The sequence below is a fragment of the Geotalea uraniireducens Rf4 genome, from assembly GCF_000016745.1.
In the GTDB taxonomy this organism is placed as follows: Bacteria; Desulfobacterota; Desulfuromonadia; order Geobacterales; family Geobacteraceae; genus Geotalea; species Geotalea uraniireducens.
Genome location: NC_009483.1, coordinates 1,994,627 through 2,014,876, shown reverse-complemented (window position 1 = coordinate 2,014,876; position 20,250 = coordinate 1,994,627). Strand labels below are relative to the sequence as shown.

The following is a 20,250-nucleotide window of genomic DNA, read 5'->3' as shown; positions in this document are numbered from 1 at the left end:
CCTACACGGTTTTCGTCATCTCCAGGAAATTCCGCAGGATGTCCTTGCCGCCGACGGTGAGGATCGATTCGGGATGGAATTGCACCCCCCAGATGGGGAATTGACGATGGCGTAGCCCCATAATGTCCCCTTCCTCCACCCAGGCGGTGATCTCCAGGCAGTCGGGAAGCGATGAACGCTCCACCACCAGGGAATGGTAGCGGGTCGCCTCGAACGGGTTGGAAAGCCCCGCGAAAAGTCCTTTGCCGTCATGGTGAATGAGGGAGGTCTTGCCGTGCATGAGGTAATCGCAGCGCACCACCTCGCCGCCGAAGGCAGCACCAATGGATTGATGGCCGAGACAGACGCCGAAGATCGGGATCTTGCCCGCAAAATGCCGGATCAGTGCCAGGGAGATGCCCGCTTCATCCGGAGAACAGGGGCCGGGAGAGATGACGATCCGCTCGGGGGCGAGCGCCTCGATCTCCTCGAGGGTGATCTTGTCGTTGCGAAAGACCCGGACATCTTCACCCAGTTCTCCGAAATACTGGACCAGGTTGTAGGTGAAGGAGTCGTAGTTGTCGATCATTAATAACATGTTTTCAATGCTCCGCATTTTTCAGGAACAAGGATCGAGGTACGAGGCACAAGGATTTATAAAAACCTCGATCCTCGCTCCTCGTACCTCGATCCTTTTTTTAGTCCAAACCTTTTTCCACCGCTTCGATGGCCTTCACCACTGCCATCGCCTTGTTCACCGACTCCTGGTACTCGGCGGAAGGGACCGAATCGGCCACGATCCCGGCACCCGCCTGGAGATGGACCCTGCCGTCCTTTATCACCAGTGTCCTGATGGCTATGGCCAGGTCCATGTTGCCGGAAAAGGAGAAATAGCCGACCGCGCCGCCGTAGATCTCGCGCCGCACCGGCTCCAGCTCGTCGATGATCTGCATGGCGCGCACCTTTGGCGCGCCGGAAAGGGTCCCGGCCGGAAACGTCGCCCGGACCACGTCAAAGGCGTCCTTCCCCTGCTCCAGCTCGCCCTGGACATTGGAGACGATATGCATGACGTGGGAGTAGCGCTCCACGACCATCAGCTCGGACACGCGCACCGTCCCCGTTTTGCAGACCCTTCCCAGATCATTCCTCCCCAGATCGACGAGCATGACATGCTCGGCCCGCTCCTTTGGGTCGGAGAGCATTTCCAGCTCATAGGCGGTATCCTCTTCCGGCGTTGCCCCGCGCGGCCTGGTGCCGGCTATGGGGCGCAGCTCGACCCGTCCCCCTTCCCTGCGCACCATCACTTCCGGCGAAGCCCCTACCACCAGGGTGTCGTCCAGACGGAGAAAGAACATGTACGGTGAAGGGTTGAGGGTGCGGAGCACCCGGTAGATATCGAGGGGATCGACGGTCAGTTCGCCGGAAAAACGTTGCGACAGGACGACCTGAAAAATGTCGCCGGAGCGCACGTACTCTTTGGCCTTTTCCACCGCCTGCTCGAACTCCGCACGGCTTACGCCGGAAGTAAAGGAGACCTTTTTGGCAGGGGGAGTGGACGGCATGGCCGGAAGGGGTGTCTTCAGCTTTTTGATGAGGGTGTCGATCTTGGCCGTAGCCTCGGCGTAGGCGTCCTCTGCCGATCGTCCCCCGTCCAGGTGGGCGTTGGAGACCACCTTGATCTTCTGGCTGACGTTGTCGAAGATGAGTATGGTATCGGTGATGACGAAATAGGAGTCGTAGGCCTCGATCAGCGCCGGTCTGGTCGTTGGAAGATGCTCGAAATGGCGGACCATGTCGTAGCCGAGATAACCGACCGCGCCGCCGAAAAAGCGGGGAATGCCGTCTAGGGCCACCGGCTGGTAACGCTTGAGGTAATCCTTGACAAACCCGAGCGGGTCCGCCGTCTCTTCCTGCCGTGAAGCGCCATCTTCGAGAATCTCCACCTTGTTGCCGAGGGTGCGGATCACCACGGAGGGGTTTGAACCGAGAAAGGTGTAACGCGCCCATTTCTCGCCCCCTTCGATACTCTCCAGGAGAAAGGCATATCTGCCGTCGTCGATTTTTTTGAAGGCGCTGACCGGCGTATCCAGATCAGCCATTATCTCACGATAAACGGGAATGAGATTGCCCTGGGCAGTGAGGGATTGAAACGATGCAAAATCGGGATAATACATGGAGGCTCCCCAAACAGGTAGTGGTTGAGGTAATGAAACCATAACCTTAGCCTATCTTTAGTAACATACAGGCCGGTCAGTGTCAAGAAGCGGGGGTCGGAGATTTATTGCAGGGTAAAATAAAATGTCGCCCCCCTGCCGACGTCACCCTCTCCCCAGACACGACCGCCGTGGCGGTGGATAATACGCTGGGCTGTGGCCAGACCGATACCGGTACCTTCAAAATCACCGCTGCCGTGAAGCCTCTGGAATGCACCGAACAGTTTGTCGGCGTACGCCATGTCGAAGCCGACGCCGTCATCGCGGACAAAATAGGCCCTCTCCCCTTCTGCCTCGGTAATGCCGAACTCAATGGTAGCAGAATCTTTTTTGGAGGTATATTTCCAGGCGTTGTCGATTAAGTTCTGCATGACCAGACGCAACAGCCGGTTATCGCCATTGACGACGACATCCGGGGCCATTAGAAACGTCACCTTTCTTTCCGGCGACGTTTCCTGGAGCATCTCGGCAATGGTCCCGACCAGTTCGCTCAGGTTTACCGGTTCGCAGCGCATCTGGCTCCGCGTAACGCGGGAGAGCTCAAGCAAGTCGTCAATGAGCTGCCCCATCCGGTTGCTTGCGGCGCAAACCCGGTTCAGATAGTCCTGTCCCTGCTCGTCCAGCTTTTCGGCATAATCGACGAGAAGCGCCTGGCTGAAACCATTGATGTGGCGCAGTGGAGCGCGCAAATCGTGGGAAACGGAATAACTGAAAGATTCAAGCTCCCTGTTGGCAGTTTCCAGTTGCATCGTCCGCTCTGCAACCCTCTGCTCAAGTTCCGCATTCAGACAACCGACCTCGTCCTCCACGCGCTTGCGGTCGAGGGTATTTGCAAAAATCTCCGCCAGCATCTTCAACAGGGTGATGTCGTTTTCCTGCCACATCTTTTCCCGGCGGACCGAATCGAAACCGACAAAACCGAAGAGAGCACCACGACAGACCATGGGGACGATGATAAGCGACTGGATCCCCTGTTTTTGGAGACACTCGAATTCGGCATGGTTTTCAGGGGTAAACGCGGCTATGGACGGGAAGTGAATTATCTCGTAGTTTTTCAGTTTCCTTGCCAGGCAGGTAAATTCGTCCAACAACATCCCTTGAAGGTTATCCATTTGCGGCTCAATGCCTGCTGCACACCATTCGTGGGAATTGTTCATTATCGTACCATCGTCTGAAATCGTAAAAACATAACTACGATCCACTTCGGCAAATTCTCCGACAGCCTGGAGGGCATGGTTAATGCCGGCCTCGATTTCGTCCGTCCCCAGATTGATGAATTTTGCAGAGATATTGGCAATTATGTTTTCTATTGCCAATTGATGGCGTAATTCCGCCTCGGACCTTTTTAGCTTATTCTCCATCTTGTGCCGGTATAGTGCTATCTCGATGGCGGTCTGCAGCTCTCTTTCTTCAAACGGCTTAAGTATGTATCCGAAAGGGGTAGTCGTTTTTGCACGCCGCAAAGTATGGTCATCGGCATAAGCAGTCAGATAGATAACCGGTATATTGAAGTTTCCATAGATGTGTTCAGCAGCTTCTACCCCATCCATCTCCCCCTTCAGGACAATATCCATCAGCACAAGATCAAGGTCGGAGACAGCCGCCCTGTCTATCGCCGCTTCCCCGGAAGAAACAACGGCAGGAACCGAATAGCCGAGGGACTGCAAAGTAGTCTGTATATCCTTGGCTACGATGCTTTCATCTTCGACGACCAGTATCCTGGTAGGAAAAGATTCGTCCATCAAGGTTTCCATGTCATCAAATGCTTCACATCCCATCATTTTGCCCTGTAGGGTCATGTCCATACAAGACGCTTCTTCTCCGTGTACTGCTGACTCCATAAAACTCCCCCTGCACCGATTCAATCACATGTACACCCAATCACATTTACACGCCATTCTCCAACACAATAAATCACCGGGGAATATGCCGTTTCCAAGGTGGAAACACAGGCCACAATCTTATACCCGCTCCTTGTATTTCAATTCTTTGAAATTTATCCTGAATTCCGTGCCGTTTTCCCTGTCAAGGACAATACTACCGCCAATCTGTTCGGTCAAGGTTCCTACCAGTTGCAGACCAAGTGATTCAGTTGATTGAAAATCCAGGTCCGCCGGAAATCCGACACCATTATCCCTGACGATCAGGGTATGGTTGCCGGCGTAATCCGTCAGCAATTCGATGTCGATTGACCCTTTTCTACCCTGTGGGAATCCGTGTTTCAATGAGTTGGAAACCAGCTCGTTGATCATCAGGCCGCATGGAACAGCCGTATCTATGCCAAGAGAGACATCGGCTATGTTGAGATTAAGATTAACGGCATTGATGTTGATTCCGTAGGATCTGAACAGATTCGCGGAAAGTTTGCGGATGTATCCTGCAAAATCAATGCGCGCCAGGTTCTTGGTCTGATAGAGGTTTTCATGGATAAGGGCCATGGATTTAACGCGGTTCTGACTGTCCATGAACATATCCACATCCCGCTGATCGTGGATATGGCGGGATTGAAGATTGAGCAAGCTGGAGATGACCTGGAGATTATTTTTGACGCGATGGTGGATTTCCTTCAGCAACACCTCTTTTTCCTTGAGAGACGCCTTTGTCTGCTCCTCTGCCGCGATCCGCTCCGTGATGTCGATCCCCAGCTCCAGCGTTAGAGGGGAACCGTCACTGTCGGTAAAAGGATAATCATAGACTTCGTATGTCCTGCCTGTGCCGGCGGTCCATTCCCATTTACATGTGGTCTGCGTTTCCAGCGAGTGCAACGTCCGGCATTCGCAACAAAGGCCGTGATTTCCGTGGAAGATATCGTAGCATTTTTTACCTTCCGGATCACCAAAGTTCTGGCGGAAATAGCTATTGGCAAAACGGACGGTATGATCCTGCGCCTTGAGGTAGACATAGGCGGGGAGCCCCTGTAACAAGGAAAACAGCCGCGCCCGTTCCGCCTGTAGCGCATCTTCCGCCTGCTTGCGTTCCGTTATGTCGACGGTAACACCGGCGGTGATGATGGAATCGCCGTTCTCGTTGAAAATCGGAAATTTGCTGTTAAGCCAGTAGGACAGCCTGTCATCCTCGACAACCGGCTCTATCACCTGGACAGCCCTCTTCTGCTCAAGCACGAAAAGGTCGTTTTCCTTGAACAGGGCTGCGGTGGAGGCCGGCCAGATGTCGTCGTCCCTCCTGCCAAACCAGGCGATCTTTCGCTCGGCGAAGTAGCGGCGTAATGTCTCATTAACATAGATGTAATGGCCGTTGACATCCTTCATGTATGCCCTTGCTGGGAGATTGTCCATGAACAGGGTAAATCGTTTATCGCTTTCCCAAAGAGCCTTCTCTGCCTGTTTTCGCTCGCCGATATCGGCCAGAAGCGCTATAACGCCGGCAATTTCCCCCTTGGCGTTATGCAATGGCGCTGCATCGAGAGAGATATCTATAGGCAAGCCACTCTTCTTCTGGCGACGCAGCTCGATGCCCGCAAGGGTCTCTCCGGCGAGCGCCCTGTCGAGATACGCCTGAAATTCGTCCATTTTCCCATCAGGAATGAGCGGATAGAGATTGCCGACAACTTCGTCTCGTCCCCAACCAAAGATCCTTTCGGCGGCGGGATTCCACATTTTCACCTTACCGGTTGCATCAAAGGCGATGATAGCCAGCGGTGCGGCCTTAAATAACGCCTCCAGAGCATGATTGGTCTCGAGAAGTTCATCCTGGCTCTTCAGATATTCATCCACCTGCTGACGCAGCTCCTCTTCGGTCATGGAGAGTTCTTCATTCTGCTCACGCAGGGCCTCTTCGCGGCTCATGACCGCCCCGGCCATGGATTGCAGATGAACCGCCAGCTCACCGACCTCCTTGATATTGATCGGCTCATTATCTATGGCATAATTTCCAACAGCGATCTTCTGGGTACTGTTTATCAGGGCCGAAACCGGTTTCAGCAACAACTCCAGACTCCAGATCGTGTTGAATAATGCCACGAGAAGCGATCCGAGGAGTCCGGCCAGAAATATTTTCTCCATCCTTCTCACCGGCGCCAGAGTGTCATCCAGGTTCTGGGCGATAACCACCAGCCAGCCGCTTTCACGAACGACCGCAACGCTCCCCTGCCGTTCCACCCCCTTGAAAAAATAACGATATGTTCCATTGGTGCCGGCAAGTCCGGCCTTAACGATGTTCAGATCGGCAACGTTCAATTGCTGCAGCACGTTTGTCCTGTCCGGATGGGCGATTACCCTCCCGTCCCTGTTGACGATGTATGCATAAATACCCTTCCTCCTGTTTATCGGCGCGATAATCTTATCGAGCGCCCGGAGGTTCAGGTTGCCGACCACCATTCCGTTAATGACGGGAACGGCAAGGGTAAGAGACGGCTCCCCGCTGATCCGGGACAAGGAGGTACTCGTCCACCAGTGGCCTTTCTTCTGCCGGGCGGTCTTGTAAAACTCCTCACCCGCCATATCTTTCCCCAGATATTCCGCCTTGCGGCCCTTGATCCCGGGCAGCAGGCCGACATGATCGGCACGGCCCTTGTCATCAAGAATATAGATAGATTCAAAAAAACTGTATGTTGCTACGATCGAATCAATAAATACGTTGAAGTCTGCCCCCTTCAAGTACCGCTCACGATGTGTCACCTCTCCCACCTGGCGAAGCATGTTCAACGGCTCCTGGAGAAATGTATCGACCTCCTCCGCCACTGTTTCGGCAAGCAGCATATTCTTGCCGGAAATAACACGCAGCAGGTCCCGCCGTTCGAAATGAAGGGAAATCAGGCCGATAATCAGCAGAGGGATTACGGCGACAAGAATATAATTGACAATGAGTGCGGTTTTGAGACGGATACGGATTTTCACGTGCCGGACTCCATGATTACATATTACACATTTGATAAATTACAGAATGGTACAAGCTTAGATTCAAAACAGATGCAAGATAGCCGCTATTTACAAACAAATAACTTACTAACCCACTGTAATAGCACGGTAAATTTAAATGTAGAACAGTATATTATTATTCAAAACATGTCCAGAGTTTGTATATGAAATATATTAAATGAAACATTCAACGGGAATCAATTTGTTTTCCAAATTATGTTTGTCCACTATTGCATCAATTCATCGCCAGATCACCGAAATCGGGCTCGTCGCTGCACCCGGTTTTTCGGGAACAGTAATGCAAAATCTCCCGGGAAACCGCAAACAAACAGGAGCATTGCGAACAAACTGCAAATTGCACCTTGCAAAACCACGCCACAATGATTAGTTTGTTGAAGTTCCATCAATGACTACGTCAAAAGGAGAAATAAAGTACATGACCAAAAGCACCAAAAAATTTGAAACCGAAGTGCAGCAGCTTCTCGACCTGGTGATCCACTCACTCTACTCCAACAAGGACATCTTCCTGCGCGAGCTTGTTTCCAACGCTTCCGACGCCATTGATAAGGTCAAATTCGAATCCCATTCCAACATGGATATCCTCGAAGGCAATACCGATTGGAAGATCAAACTGATACCGGACAAAACTGCCGGCACCCTCACCATCCGCGACAACGGCATCGGTATGAACGTGGTCGAGGTGGAAGAGAACATCGGCACCATTGCCCGTTCAGGCACCCGCGCCTTCATGGAGAACCTCAAAGATAAAAACGTTCAGAACAATCCCGAGTTGATCGGCCAGTTCGGCGTCGGTTTCTACGCCTCGTTCATGGTTGCCGACAAGGTCACCCTGATCACCCGCAAGGCGGGGGACAAAAATGCCGCCTGCCGCTGGGAATCGACCGGCGACGGCAGCTATACCATCGAGGATTGCGAGAAGGAGACCCGCGGCACCGACATTACCCTCCACCTGAAGGATGAGATGAAGGAATATCTCGATGAGTGGAAGATCCGCAGCATCATCAAGAAATATTCCGATTATGTGCAGTACCCGGTCGTCATGGACGTGACGCGGGACGAACCGGCCAAAGGCGTTGACGGCGAGGTCATTGAGGGGGGGGGCACCATCGAGAAGACCACCGAAGAAACCCTCAACTCCATGAAGGCGATCTGGACCAGGGCCAAAAGCGAAATCAGCGAAGAGGAATACGAGGAGTTCTACAAGCACATCTCCCACGATTATGACAAACCGTTTCGCACCATCCACTATTCGGCGGAAGGGACCAGCGAATTCAAGGCCCTCATCTATATCCCGAGCCACAAGCCCTTTGACCTGTTCATGCGCGACCATAAAAAGGGTGTGCACCTCTATGTGAAGCGTGTCTTCATCACCGACAACTGCGAAGCGCTTCTCCCCGATTACCTCCGCTTCATGAAGGGTGTGGTGGATTCCAGCGACCTGCCGCTCAACGTTTCCCGCGAAATCCTCCAGGAAGACATCCAGATCAAGCGGATCGAGAAAAACCTGGTCGGCAAGATCCTGTCAACACTTGTGGAAACAAAAGAAAAAACGCCGGAAGATTACCTGAAGTTTTACAAGGAATTTGGCCCGGTGCTCAAGGAAGGGGTGCATTTCGACCATGCCAACAAGGAAAAGCTCCAGGAACTGATCCTCTTTGAAAGCTCGAAAACCGAGGCCGGAAACTACATCTCGCTGAAAGAGTACGTGGCACGGATGCCGGAGGCGCAGAAGGAAATCTACTACATCACCGGAGCCTCCCGTTCCGCCCTGGAAAACTCGCCGCATCTGGAAATCTTCAGGAAAAAGGGATTCGAGGTGCTATACATGACCGACCCGGTCGATGAGTGGGTAGTGCAGAGCCTGACCGACTACGACGGCAAGAAACTGCACGCGGTCGACCGGGGGGACCTGGAGCTTGACAGCGCGGAAGAGAAGAAAGAGAAGGAAGCGAAGCAGGAAGAGGCCAAAAAGCAGTATCAGGGGGTACTCGACTTCGTCAAGGAACAGTTAAAGGACAAGGTAAAGGAAGTGCGCTTTTCCAGCCGTCTGACCGACAGCGCCTGCTGCCTGGTTGCCGATGAATACGGGCTGAATGCGAACATGGAAAAGATCCTCAAGGCAATGAACCAGGATGTGCCTGAGTCCAAACGGGTATTGGAACTGAACCCCGACCATCCGCTCATGCAGGTCCTGAGCAGTATATTTGAAAAAGATAAGGAGAACCCGCGGCTGGCCGATTACTGCGGACTGCTTTACGACCAGGCTCTTTTGACCGAAGGATCGCCGGTCCCCGACCCGCTCCGCTTCACGAGGCTCGTTGCCGAACTGATGGTGAAAGCCGCGGAAAAGTAAGCTTTGCCGTCAGAGCAACCTAGGGGGTATTAATGCCTCTGGGGCCTGATGAAAAGTTTACATGGTTGTAACATCCTAATGAGTCGCCGGACTTGACTTTTGCCGGTATCTGCATTATGGTTTGAGCAACTTACAGAGCAGGTCGGATAGATAAACGATAATACCAAACCATCCGCGAGGATGGGACGGAAAGCCTACAGGGTCTCAAGAAGACAGCCGGGTCGCCGAAATATCTAGATGGATATTCGGAGACCCGGCTTTTTTGCGTTCGAAAAAACTTGTAAAGTTATTGGAGGATTCTCAAACATGAATAAAAAGATCAACAATATCGCAGTATTAATCGAATTTATCGCAGGCTCAGGGCTTGCCATCTTTTTTCATTGGGTGCTCCATTATCCGGAAGCCGCCTACACCATCTTCGGCATAGGCATACTCCTGTCGCTCGTCACCTACCTTGTGCGGGAGGAGATAGAAAAGACCCGTGAAGGGCTGCTCGACCAGTATCATCATGCCCACGAGGTCACCTTCGCCATTGCCCGGATCAGCGACCCGGAATGTCAGACCAAGGCACACGAACTGATGGCTTCGACGATGCGGACGGTCTCGCTCTTGCAACAGGGGTATATCCCGATGGATGAGACCGAATTTTACCTGGAGGGGGCAAAGCAGATGGAACAGGCGGTCCACCACACAAAAGCGGTGGACCCTCTTACGACGGGATGGGATTCACGAGGAGTATTGCTCAATTTTTACCAGGCAAACCTGCGCGCCCTGGAGCGCGGCGCAAAAATCACCCGCATCTTCGTCGCCAACCGCGAGGCAATCATCGAACCGGAGGTGCAGAAGGTCCTCCTCGCCCAGTACAACGACAATATCGACGTGCGCATCGCCTTCCGAGACGAACTGCCGTCGGCAAGCGACATCAGCAACCGGGATACCAACAGCTCCTTTGATTTCGCCATCTACGACGACCGGGTGGTAACCGACGTCTTCAGCCAACCGGGAAAATACTTCGGCAGAAAAACGAATCAACCGGCGGAAGTGGCCAAATATCTCCACCTCTACGACCTCATCGAGCACAGCGCCCATGCCGTCACACTGGAAGAGGACAAGATAATCCTGGCCGGCGACATCATACCCGTCGCATCGTGATATTTCGGCAGCCGTGCCCAAAATGAAATGTCGTATCAGTGATACGACATTATTTTATCCGTAAATCACGAGGGTGTCCCCAGTACGCCAGACTCAATGAATAGGAAATTGATACTGTGAGAAAAGGAAGATTCAGGGGGCTTCTGGAGGAGGCGCAAAGGGGACGTTCCTGAGCGTGCTATGCCATTCGTTCAACAATCTGCCGGACATGGTCATACAGCTCCTGAACACGGGTTATGCAGAAAGGACGGTCAAGTTTCGGCTCGCCGGTGTCAAGCGCCTCGTACCTCAACTCAACGGCAAATGGATTAAGCATATCCAAGTCCTCGAAGCGCCGGACATCACAGCTAAGGTCAGCCAGGAGAGCAAAAAGCTGACTCAAGTCATGAGTCCTGCCATACGTCCCGCCGACCACCGTTATCCACGCCTTCAGTGTCTTTTCCACCGCTTGATGCGCATGAAAACCGAAGATCTCGTCATCTACCGATTCCGGGGCGGCCAGCGCCCGCATGGCCCTGACATCCTTGGTGGCCATGACCAGGAGCATGGAGGCATTTTCAATGGCGCTCATACAGCACCCGCCCTTCACTCAACGCATGGGATACCACATGGTTCGGCGCATCCCGCCACTTTTCCACCTCTTCGGGGGTAAAGACCAGAAAGTCCTTGGCAACCCTGACATCTCGCAGCAGTCGCCACAGTTTCACCATCTCGGCGCGACGGCTTCGCTCGGGACCGAAGGGACCATCCTCGACAACGATGAAATCGAGGTCCGAATCAGGCCCGGCCGTTCCCCGCGCATGGGAGCCGAACAGGATGATCATCCGGGGATTCACCGCTGCAACTATTTTTTCAGCCATTTCCTTGAGAAGAGATTCCGTAACGGCAATCATCGAGATAACCTCATATGGACGCGTACCTCCGAACTATTCCCGGCCGATCAAGGTGCCTCTACAGTAAAGTATGCCGGATTGTTGATTAATGTCCGCCAGTATACAGAAGTTATTGTGAAATTCAATGCTTCAGAGCCAAGCCACATTTTCTCAAAGTGTGGACTCGACACTATTTATCCTCTTCATCTCGGCGTAGAACTCCAGTTGGAGAGGCTTTTCAAGAGGGAATAGCTCCTTGAAATGTGACCAGCTCAATTGTCGTATTAGTGATACGACAATCTAGTTCATCCGGAAAAACCTCGGCAAACTGAATCATACGGCGCAGGTTTTTTTCAGAAAAGCTGTCCCCGTAGTCGATAGTCAATTGTTGCGACAGTATAGCAACAATCTGCTTCCCATACTCGGCGCGCACTCCATGCAACATCTCTTCATGCTGCCCCCTCCACTACCGCGATCTCCGCCTCTGTCAGCCCGTACAGCTCATACACCAGCCGGTCAATCTCCGCCTCAAACTGCGGAACGGTGGAGCTGGCGGGATCGGCGAGGATTTTCTCGACAAGCTCGATGATGGGGGCTTTCTGGGCGTCGGTGGCGGGTGGGATGGGGAGTTGTTCAATATAAATGATTTTAAGTCGGTAAAACCCACCTTGAACCTTGTCGCAGATTTGCTTCAACACAAAACCCATCAGTTTTGAATTGAGAATAGCAAGCAAACAACGATCCCCGGAAATGATAAGTTGATTGTTGTCATTGCCAAAATAGCCATCTTCATCGAGAGAAAAGACAGTAAGCTCCGCACTGATACCAGGCCAAAGAATCTTTGCCTTATCAAATTCCTCAAAATAGGCAATGTTGTCCTGTATTTCGAACCACTTATACGGTCCCGGTTTCCTGCCGCGTTTATTGTTGTCCGAAGTCTTTGGTTCCAAATCTTCGCGGAATTGTTCCAGATGGCGTTTTATGGCCGGGTATTGTTCAATATCCGTTCCTCTCCGGGTGAAAAGCACATACAATCCCGCCCACTTTGTCTTCCACTTGAAAATGTCTTTCCCCCGCAGCCAAGGTTTAATGATCTCCGCGCTCCGCGGGTCTTCAGCAACCAACTTTGTATTTGTCTCTTCATCGATGACAAAAGCCTCGTTTAAACCGGTTAGGACACCGCGGTATATTTTATCATTCACATACTCACCCAGCGGCTTCCCGGCCTTTCTCAGCTTCTCCATCAGCCCCAGCACTTCCGGCCGTTCGAGGGTCCACCCCTCAGACCTAAGGGCCGATACCGGCATGGTGAAGCCGATAGACGGCAACACCTCGTCGAACCGTGACAACTGGTCCGCATTGGTGAATGTGGCGGCGAGGAATTGGGGTTCCTGTAGGGGCGAAGCAAAAGATTTACCTGCTTCGCCCTTGCTGGCACGGCCTCCAAAGGCGGGCGAAGCAGATGAAGCTTGCTTCGCCCCTACGGCCTGCATCTTCTCCACCATCACAATTGACGGATATGTAGTAGCCTCCTCGAAAATAGGCAGATCACCGAAATCTAGGACCATGAGCGGCTTAGCTTGCGAGGTCAGGAGTTCGCGTGTGTTTTTACCGTATCCGGCCCGCATGAACTTGTTAGGGGCGATGTAACACAGTGTTGCACCCGGCTTCGCCACGTCCAGGCCCGTCTTGTAGAAGTAAGTGTAAATATCTGCCGTGCCACAGAAAAAACTGCCGAACATCTCAGTCAGGGCCGGCTTCATCTCCTTGATCGCCTCCTGGCGGATATAGGGCGGGTTGCCGATGATGGCATCGAAGCCGACGAACTCCCCTTCCGCATCCAACACCTCCGGAAACTCCAGCCGCCATTCAAAGGCGTTGGCGTAGACCGAGCGCTGTTTTTCATCGAAGCGCTCTTTCAGCGCCCCTACCTCGGAGAGGAGCTTTTGTCGCTGCTCGGTCCCTTTTTTGTCAAAGGCAAATCCGAGCTGGGCCAGCTCGTTTTCCTTTTTGCGCAGGGCCGCAAGGTCCCTGTCGTTGGGGAGGGCGAAGCTCTCCAGATCGTGCTTCAGGTTTTCGATGGCCTTGCGCAGTTGCACCTTGTTGCTGGGCGATTGCTTGTAGGACCAGACCAGATCACGGTATTTGTCGGTCAGCTCTTTCAGTTTCTTCCGGCTGACTTGTGGGATATTGGGATTGCCGGAAAGGGCGAAACGGCTGACCAGCGAGTTGCCGCACTTGATGTTGATATCGATGTTGGGGAGGGTTTCCAACTGCCGCTTTTCACCCTCCCCCTTGCCCCCTCCCATCAAGGGCGGGGGGATAACCCCTTCTCCCCCGGTGGGAGAGGGTCGGGGAGAGGGGGGGCGGTAATAGGCGTTCTTCAAGAGTTCGATCCAGAGCCGCAGGCGGCAGATCATGACAGACTTGGGGTTGATGTCCACGCCGAACAGACAGTTCTCGATGATGGTCTCTTTTTCGTGGAAGAGGGTCTCCTGCACCCGCTGGGACTCAGCGTCCATATAGTCGTAGGCGAAAATCTGGTCGTCGCGGGTAATGATCAGCTCATCGTTTTCTATGGTGACGTTGCCGCGCACCCTTTTGCCGTCCTTATCGGCGAGGATTTCCAGGTCAGACTTGATGGAGATGATTTCATTCAGCGCAGAAACGAGGAAGTGACCGCTTCCTACGGCCGGGTCGCAGACCTTGAGGCTGTTGACAACCTCGTTGGCCTCTTTGGTGCCAATCTTGTCGAGGGTGTTGTACAACTCTGTAAAATCCTTGCACGTCCAGCCGTATTTATCGTTGAACTTTTGCAGCACGGCGCGTCGGATGGTTTCACGGCACATGTACATGGTGATGAAACCAGGGGTGAAGAAGGAACCGTCCTTGTATCCATTGATCTTCTCGAAGATCAGACCCAGCACCGAGGCGTTAATGATGGTCTTGTTCTGCTCCTGGATCTCGGCGCTCCCCTCGGTGGCGAAGTCGTAAGCGTCGAGGAATTCGAACAGGTAGTGGAGGGTGCTCTTGCTGCCGCTGATCCGCCTGCCGTTGCCGTCCTTGAGGACGGTCGAGGAGTAGATGGAAAGGTCGAGCCGGTTCTTCAGCTCATTGATGCGGATAGTCGTCCTTTCCAAGTCGCTCTCCTCGAAGAGGGAACTGTTCAGGTAGGGAATGTTGCCGAATTTCTTCCGCACCGATTCCGAACGCTCTTCGATGCGGACAGCCAGCACCTCGAAGAAGAGCTCGTTCAGTTCGTCGAAGTCGCTGATCAGGTTGCTGTTGAGGAAGGCATGGTCTCGGTTTCCCTTGTGATAGGCGATCAGCCGCCCTTCGAGGAGCTTGAGGAACAAGAGGCGGTTAAGCCAGGTGATGCACAACTCCAGGGCGATGCTGAAGTACTGCTCTTCCTCGCTGACGCCGAATTGCCCGGGATTGGCAATAGCGCTCAACCGGTGGCGGGATTTGAGGAGATTGAAGGTATTTTCCAAGAGAGATTCGTCGTTACGCGCCCCGACAGGCTTGCGGCCGATGAGTTTTTTCCCTTTCTCCCTGACCTCTTCCAGGCCGAGGATATGGAGCAGTTCGCCGTAAAATTCCTTGTTGAGCGAGTTGCTGTCGTTGGCGAAGGGCTGCTTGAGCAGGTGGGCCGGGGAAAGGATCTTGTAGAGGTTGATCAGTTTTTTGTCGTCGGTCTTGGCGGAATTGCGGGCAATGCGCTCGAACTCCTTCAGATCGAAGCAGGTGCAGGGAAGTTCGGTGAGGTTCTTTTCAATAAAATCCTTGGCGATTTCCTGATAGAACCAGTCGGTGTTGGCCCCAACCAGCAGCCCGTCGTTCCAGTCCTTGTAGCTCTTTACAAGCTTTGCGTTGCCGAAGAAAAACCGCTCGAAGTCGGCGGCATCGAAGATGTACCACTCGAAGATGTTGCAGACAATGAGGTGCCTGATCTCCTTGTTGTCCTTGATAAAACGCTCCTGCATGTAGTAATGGAGCAGCTCATGCAGCGCCTTGGTGTTGGGGCGATCCGGGGTGATCATCTCGTTTCTGTTGGCGGGACGTTTCACCTCAACGATGACCCCCACCGTATCAGCAGCCGATTTGCCGTTGTGAATGACCAGGTCGGCGCGCTCCTTGGTGTTAACCTCATAGCCGTTTTTGTACCAGGTGTCCTTGAGAAAGTCGGAGACGATGTTTTTCAGATTTTCTTCCGACTCTTTTTCGTTGATTCTGTCGAAGAGCCGGGAGAGATTAGCCTTAAAAAGCTCAATCTGGTCCCGCTTGAGGCTCTGCTTGAGGTAGGCCCTGTTGAGGGATTTTGCTGGCGAAAGCACCTGTAGTTTCATTTTAAGGAATCCTTATCTCGGCATAACGGCATCGCAATGTGTTCATAATTACCCGTCCTTAATACCCCATCGTCACCGTATTTCGCAACCGAAAAGAACATCCGGCTGTTACTGCTGCCGCGAGGACGGGACAATAAAAAAACCGCCCTGCCTGTTTTGGGCAGCGGCGGCTTGTGTCAAGGGGGGCAAAACCGGAAATCACCCCAGGAGCCTAGAGCCGGATCAAATCCTCGTGCTCCTCGTCGTGGGGGTTGATGTGGATCATGACGTCCCCCACGTTGGGAAATCGCTCGAAAATGAGCCGCTTCACCTCGGTGGCAATGGCATGGGACTGCTTGACCGTCATTTCCGGGTCCATATCCAGCTTCAGATCGACGATCATGTACTGGCCGGACCGGCGCCCCTTGATTTCGTGGACGTGCTCCACGCCGTCGACACCTTCCGCCAGCATGCTTATGGAGTTCAACAGTTCCTGGGGGGGTTGGCCGTCCATCAGGTCATGGGCGGCGCTCCTGAAAGTTTCATAACCGATATGGAAGATAAAAAAGGCGGTGAGCCCCGCTGCCAGCGGATCCATGATCTTTACGCCGAAAAAGGCGCCGGTTACGCCAATGAGGGTGGCGACCGAGGTAACGGCATCCTTGCGGTGATCCTTGGCGATGGCCATTACAGCCGGGCTGCCGAGACTCCCCCCCACCTTGAGCGAAAAACGGCAAAGCCACTCCTTGATAAAAATAGTCGCAAATGCCGCCAGAACAGCGATCAGCTGGGGTTCTTCATAGGCCCCGGCCATGATGGTTTTCACTGCCTTGTACAATATCCCTGCGCCGGTTGAAAAAATGACCAGCGAGACGAGAATGGCGGAGAGGCTTTCTGCCTTGCCATGACCATAGGGATGCTTTTCGTCAAACGGCTTACGCCCGATATTGAGGGCGATGATGGTCGAAAGTATGGCAACGAAATCGCAAGCGCTCTCCACCCCGTCGGCAAAGACGGCCTCGGAATTGCCGAAATGACCGGCCAGAAGCTTCATGACCATCAATAAGCCATTGATCCAGAACCCTATCTTGATTACCCGGTCGGCCCGATTAAAACGCTCTGTCCTTTGCACGATTACACTCCTGCCTTGCGCAGATCTTTTATGGTCAACTGGAGTGAGCTTCTTCCATTCCAGACATTTATAGCAGGCGTAAAGACAACATCAAGCCGGTCTCCTTGCGCTGCCCTCCCCGCCAGAGAAAAACCGATGGCATCGAAACTTCGACAGCCGGCATTAAGACGCATCTTCAGGTGTGTTTCCTTGAGAGTTCGGCAGTCGCTCACCTCTGCGTCCCGCAACAGGAAAACCGGCTCCGGATTGCCCATGCCAAAGGGCTTCATCGTCTCCAGCCCATCCACCAGTTCGCTGGTGATCTCTGACGCTTCCAGTTCCCCATCAATCAACAGTAACGGGGTAAGGTCCTCGGCAGTGAGCAGACCAGCGGCAACCTCGTCGAATCTTGCCACGAATGCTTCAAGGGTCTCCTCGGCAATGCTCAGACCTGCGGCATGCTTATGCCCACCGAACTTGATCAGGTGATCGAAGCAGACATTGAGGGCGTCATGCAGGTGAAAGTTTGCAATGCTGCGGCCGGAGCCTTTTCCGTTGCCGTCCTTTAAAGCAATAAGAATAGTGGGACGATGAAACATGTCAACCAGTCGGGAGGCGACAATACCGATCACCCCGGGATGCCATGCCTCGGAGGCAAGAACGATGCTTTTCCTGTTGCGAAGTGCTGGAGTTTCCTTGACCATTGCCAGGGCATCGTTCAAAATTTCCCGCTCCACCGCCTGACGCTCGGCGTTGCTGGCGTCGAGGGCCGCTGCCAGCGGCTCTGCCTTTTTTCTATCACCGCAGAGCAGAAGCTCGACTCCCATAGCCGCGTTCTCCAGCCGTCCAGCCGCGTTAAGCCTCGGCGCCAGGCGAAAGCCTACCGCGCCGCAACCCACATCGCCGTTTACCCCCGCCACATCCTTGAGAGCCTGCACCCCCGGGCGCTGTGAATTGGTCAGCTCCCGGAGACCGTGTTTCACCAGAATCCGGTTTTCATCGGTCAGCGGCACAACATCGGCTACAGTCCCCAGGGCGACCAGATCGAGATATTCCCGCAGATTCGGCTCTTCCTTGCCGGCAAAAAACCCCTCCTCCCTGAGCCTGCTGCGCAAGGCAATCATCAGATTGAAAGCCACACCGACTCCGGCAAGGGATTTGAACGGAAAGGTACAACCGGGCTGAAGCGGATTAATGACGGCATAGGCTTCGGGCAGGGAATCTCCAGGCATATGATGGTCGGTGACGATCAGATCGATACCCGCCGCACTGCAGAGCGTTGCCTCGGCCACTGCGGTAATACCGCAGTCGACGGTCACCATGACCTGTGCACCAAGGGTGGCAGCCCGCGCAACGCCATCGGCGGAAAGGCCGTAACCGTCAACCAGTCGGTCGGGGATGTAATAAATGGCATCGAGACCGATGCTGCGAAAAAACGAAAGGAGTAACGCCACCGAAGTAATTCCGTCAACGTCATAATCGCCGTGTACGCAGACCTTTTCCCCTTTTTTCACGGCTGCTGCGAGTCTATCCACCGCCCGCTCCATGCCGAGCAGCAAAAACGGATCATGGAACTGGGCAAGGCTCGAAGTAAGAAAGCGGGAAGCAGCGGCGGGTTCAATGACGGCGCGGTTGACGAGCAACCGGGCAAGCAGTGGGGATGCCACCCCGCCCTTAACCAGCCGCTCGACATCAACCGGATCGCAATCCCTGACTTTCCAGCGTTTTTCATGTACCGGCTGCATCCGTACTCCTTTGAAAATCGGTTCCACGTTGTTGAAAATGCTATTACGCTGAACGTTGGGCCTTGAACACAAAAAAACCCCGCCTAAGCGGGGTTTTTTCAAGCAATCAGTCGAATTACTTGGAACTGGCTTTAAGCTGATCCATCTGCATCTTTATCTGCTGTGCGGTAGGACTTGTGGGGTCAAGCTCAAGGTAACGGCTCCAGGCTTTCAACGCCTTGTCCGGCTGTTTCAGGTCGGTGGCATAAATAACACCCAGGTTGTAAAGGCTCTGCAAATGTTTCGGATCAATCTGCTGCGCCTTCTCGAAATTTGCAATCGCCTTGTCGAACCAACCGATTTTCCTGTACATGATACCCTGATCGGTCAAGACGTTAGTGTTGTTGGGGTCAAGCTCCAGCGCTTTGGAGTAGGCATCTACGGCTTTTTTTGATTGGTCTGTATCAAAATAATCGTTCCCCAGTTGAATCCATGCCTGGAGATTTTTCGGATCACCGGCGACAATTTTTTCCTCTTCGGCTATACGCTGCTGATAATCGGTCGGCGACCCGGTCCCTTGGGGCAGGCTTCCGCTGACCGGAACTGTTTCCTTTTTTGCACTGACGCTGAAAATCAGGTAGCCGCCCAAAAGGCCGACAATCAGCGCGACTACTACTCCAAGAATGCTTTCCTTTTTCACGTGCAGCCTCCTTAAGCTTTGATTTGGCCGGGCGCCTTCTCCCAGAGTGCAACAATCGGGCTGGCGACAAAGATCGATGAGTAGGTGCCGACAACTACCCCGACCACCAGGGCAAAAGCAAAGTCATGAATCACATCGCCACCGAACAGGAACAGGGAGGTGGCGGCCAGAAACGTTGTCAGCGAAGTGATGATGGTACGGGAGAGAACCTCGTTGATGCTCTTGTTGAATACGGTGGGCATAGATTCCTTCATGTTCTTGTGCAGGTTCTCCCTGATCCTGTCAAACACCACAACGGTATCGGTAAGGGAATAACCGGCAATGGTCAGGACTGCTGTGATCAGGAGCAGATTCACTTCCTTGTTCAGCACGAAGAAGACGGCAAAGATTGCCAGCACGTCATGCATAGTGGCGACGACGGCGCCGACGCCAAATTTGAAGTCAAACCGCCAGGCTATATAGAGGATGATCCCCAGCATGGAAATGGCCACGGCGATGAGTGTATCCTTGCGCAGCTTATCGCCGATTGACGGACCGATCTCCGTCGAGCTTTCGACGGTATAGGGATTGGCCGGAAACTCTTTTTTCAGGATATCCTGGACACTATCGGCAACTTTGCCGGTTGCCAGAGTGGTTTTACGCATTTTGATCAGGAGCTTGTTTCCTTCCTTGATCTCCTGCATGTCCACATCTTTAACCCCGTTTTTGGCCAGGCTTCTTCGCGCTTCTTCGGTGGTTATCGGCGCGGTGAATTTAAGCTGCATGGCGGTGCCGCCGGAGAAATCGATCCCCATGTTGGCAGCGCCCCTGGCTATCTGGATGATGCCGATAATGCCGATGATTGAGATAATGGCGGAAACGGCAAACGATATTTTTCTCATACCGATGAAATCTATTTTGGTTTTGCTGATCAGTTCCAT

14 protein-coding genes and 1 riboswitch are annotated in these 20,250 nt (G+C 53.3%); of the genes, 2 read left to right on the top strand and 12 right to left on the bottom strand.

Going from position 1 to position 20,250, the window contains the following annotated elements; all coding sequences use genetic code 11:
* Position 1: 1 nt before the first annotated feature.
* The 4 genes from GURA_RS08790 to GURA_RS22765 all read right to left on the bottom strand — a co-directional run bounded on the left by GURA_RS08790 (position 2) and on the right by GURA_RS22765 (position 7,048).
* Entirely contained in the window at positions 2 to 577 is a 576-nt protein-coding gene (locus GURA_RS08790) for an anthranilate synthase component II (protein WP_011938632.1), read from the bottom strand.
* Positions 578 to 677: 100 nt separating this feature from the next.
* Positions 678 to 2,153 carry an anthranilate synthase component I gene (trpE, locus tag GURA_RS08785; protein WP_011938631.1) on the bottom strand — a complete coding sequence of 492 codons (1,476 nt, stop codon included), beginning with the start codon at positions 2,151 to 2,153 and terminating at the stop codon, positions 678 to 680.
* A gap of 104 nt (positions 2,154 to 2,257) precedes the next feature.
* Entirely contained in the window at positions 2,258 to 4,033 is a 1,776-nt protein-coding gene (locus GURA_RS22770) for an ATP-binding protein (RefSeq protein ID WP_011938630.1), read from the bottom strand.
* Between the two features lie 120 nt (positions 4,034 to 4,153).
* Positions 4,154 to 7,048: a PAS domain-containing protein gene (locus GURA_RS22765; protein ID WP_011938629.1), complete on the bottom strand. Its 2,895-nt coding sequence runs from the start codon at positions 7,046 to 7,048 to the stop codon at positions 4,154 to 4,156.
* Between the two features lie 457 nt (positions 7,049 to 7,505).
* Here GURA_RS22765 and htpG point away from each other — a divergent pair, with 457 nt between their 5' ends.
* Both htpG and GURA_RS08765 read left to right on the top strand, forming a co-directional pair.
* Entirely contained in the window at positions 7,506 to 9,443 is a 1,938-nt protein-coding gene (htpG, locus tag GURA_RS08770) for a molecular chaperone HtpG (protein ID WP_011938628.1), read from the top strand.
* Positions 9,444 to 9,595: 152 nt separating this feature from the next.
* A riboswitch (cyclic di-GMP riboswitch) is annotated at positions 9,596 to 9,672 on the top strand.
* A 77-nt stretch (positions 9,673 to 9,749) separates the two neighbouring features.
* Entirely contained in the window at positions 9,750 to 10,595 is an 846-nt protein-coding gene (locus tag GURA_RS08765) for a hypothetical protein (RefSeq protein WP_011938627.1), read from the top strand.
* A gap of 178 nt (positions 10,596 to 10,773) precedes the next feature.
* On the opposite strand, the gene GURA_RS08760 is transcribed toward GURA_RS08765, so the two are convergent.
* The 8 genes from GURA_RS08760 to secF all read right to left on the bottom strand — a co-directional run bounded on the left by GURA_RS08760 (position 10,774) and on the right by secF (position 20,250).
* Positions 10,774 to 11,166: a HEPN domain-containing protein gene (locus GURA_RS08760; RefSeq protein WP_011938626.1), complete on the bottom strand. Its 393-nt coding sequence runs from the start codon at positions 11,164 to 11,166 to the stop codon at positions 10,774 to 10,776.
* Positions 11,153 to 11,488: a nucleotidyltransferase domain-containing protein gene (locus GURA_RS08755; protein ID WP_011938625.1), complete on the bottom strand. Its 336-nt coding sequence runs from the start codon at positions 11,486 to 11,488 to the stop codon at positions 11,153 to 11,155. The genes GURA_RS08760 and GURA_RS08755 overlap by 14 nt, the downstream gene beginning before the upstream one ends.
* 217 nt (positions 11,489 to 11,705) lie before the next feature.
* Complete coding sequence (locus GURA_RS08750; protein ID WP_041245364.1) at positions 11,706 to 11,912, bottom strand: DUF1016 N-terminal domain-containing protein; 207 nt, start codon at positions 11,910 to 11,912, stop codon at positions 11,706 to 11,708.
* A 4-nt stretch (positions 11,913 to 11,916) separates the two neighbouring features.
* Entirely contained in the window at positions 11,917 to 15,816 is a 3,900-nt protein-coding gene (locus tag GURA_RS08745; protein WP_011938624.1) for a class I SAM-dependent DNA methyltransferase, read from the bottom strand.
* 211 nt (positions 15,817 to 16,027) lie between these two features.
* Positions 16,028 to 16,927: a cation diffusion facilitator family transporter gene (locus GURA_RS08740; protein ID WP_011938623.1), complete on the bottom strand. Its 900-nt coding sequence runs from the start codon at positions 16,925 to 16,927 to the stop codon at positions 16,028 to 16,030.
* 2 nt (positions 16,928 to 16,929) lie between these two features.
* Positions 16,930 to 18,651: a single-stranded-DNA-specific exonuclease RecJ gene (gene recJ, locus GURA_RS08735; RefSeq protein WP_011938622.1), complete on the bottom strand. Its 1,722-nt coding sequence runs from the start codon at positions 18,649 to 18,651 to the stop codon at positions 16,930 to 16,932.
* 115 nt (positions 18,652 to 18,766) lie between these two features.
* Entirely contained in the window at positions 18,767 to 19,330 is a 564-nt protein-coding gene (locus GURA_RS08730) for a tetratricopeptide repeat protein (protein WP_011938621.1), read from the bottom strand.
* 11 nt (positions 19,331 to 19,341) lie between these two features.
* Entirely contained in the window at positions 19,342 to 20,250 is a 909-nt protein-coding gene (secF, locus tag GURA_RS08725; protein ID WP_011938620.1) for a protein translocase subunit SecF, read from the bottom strand.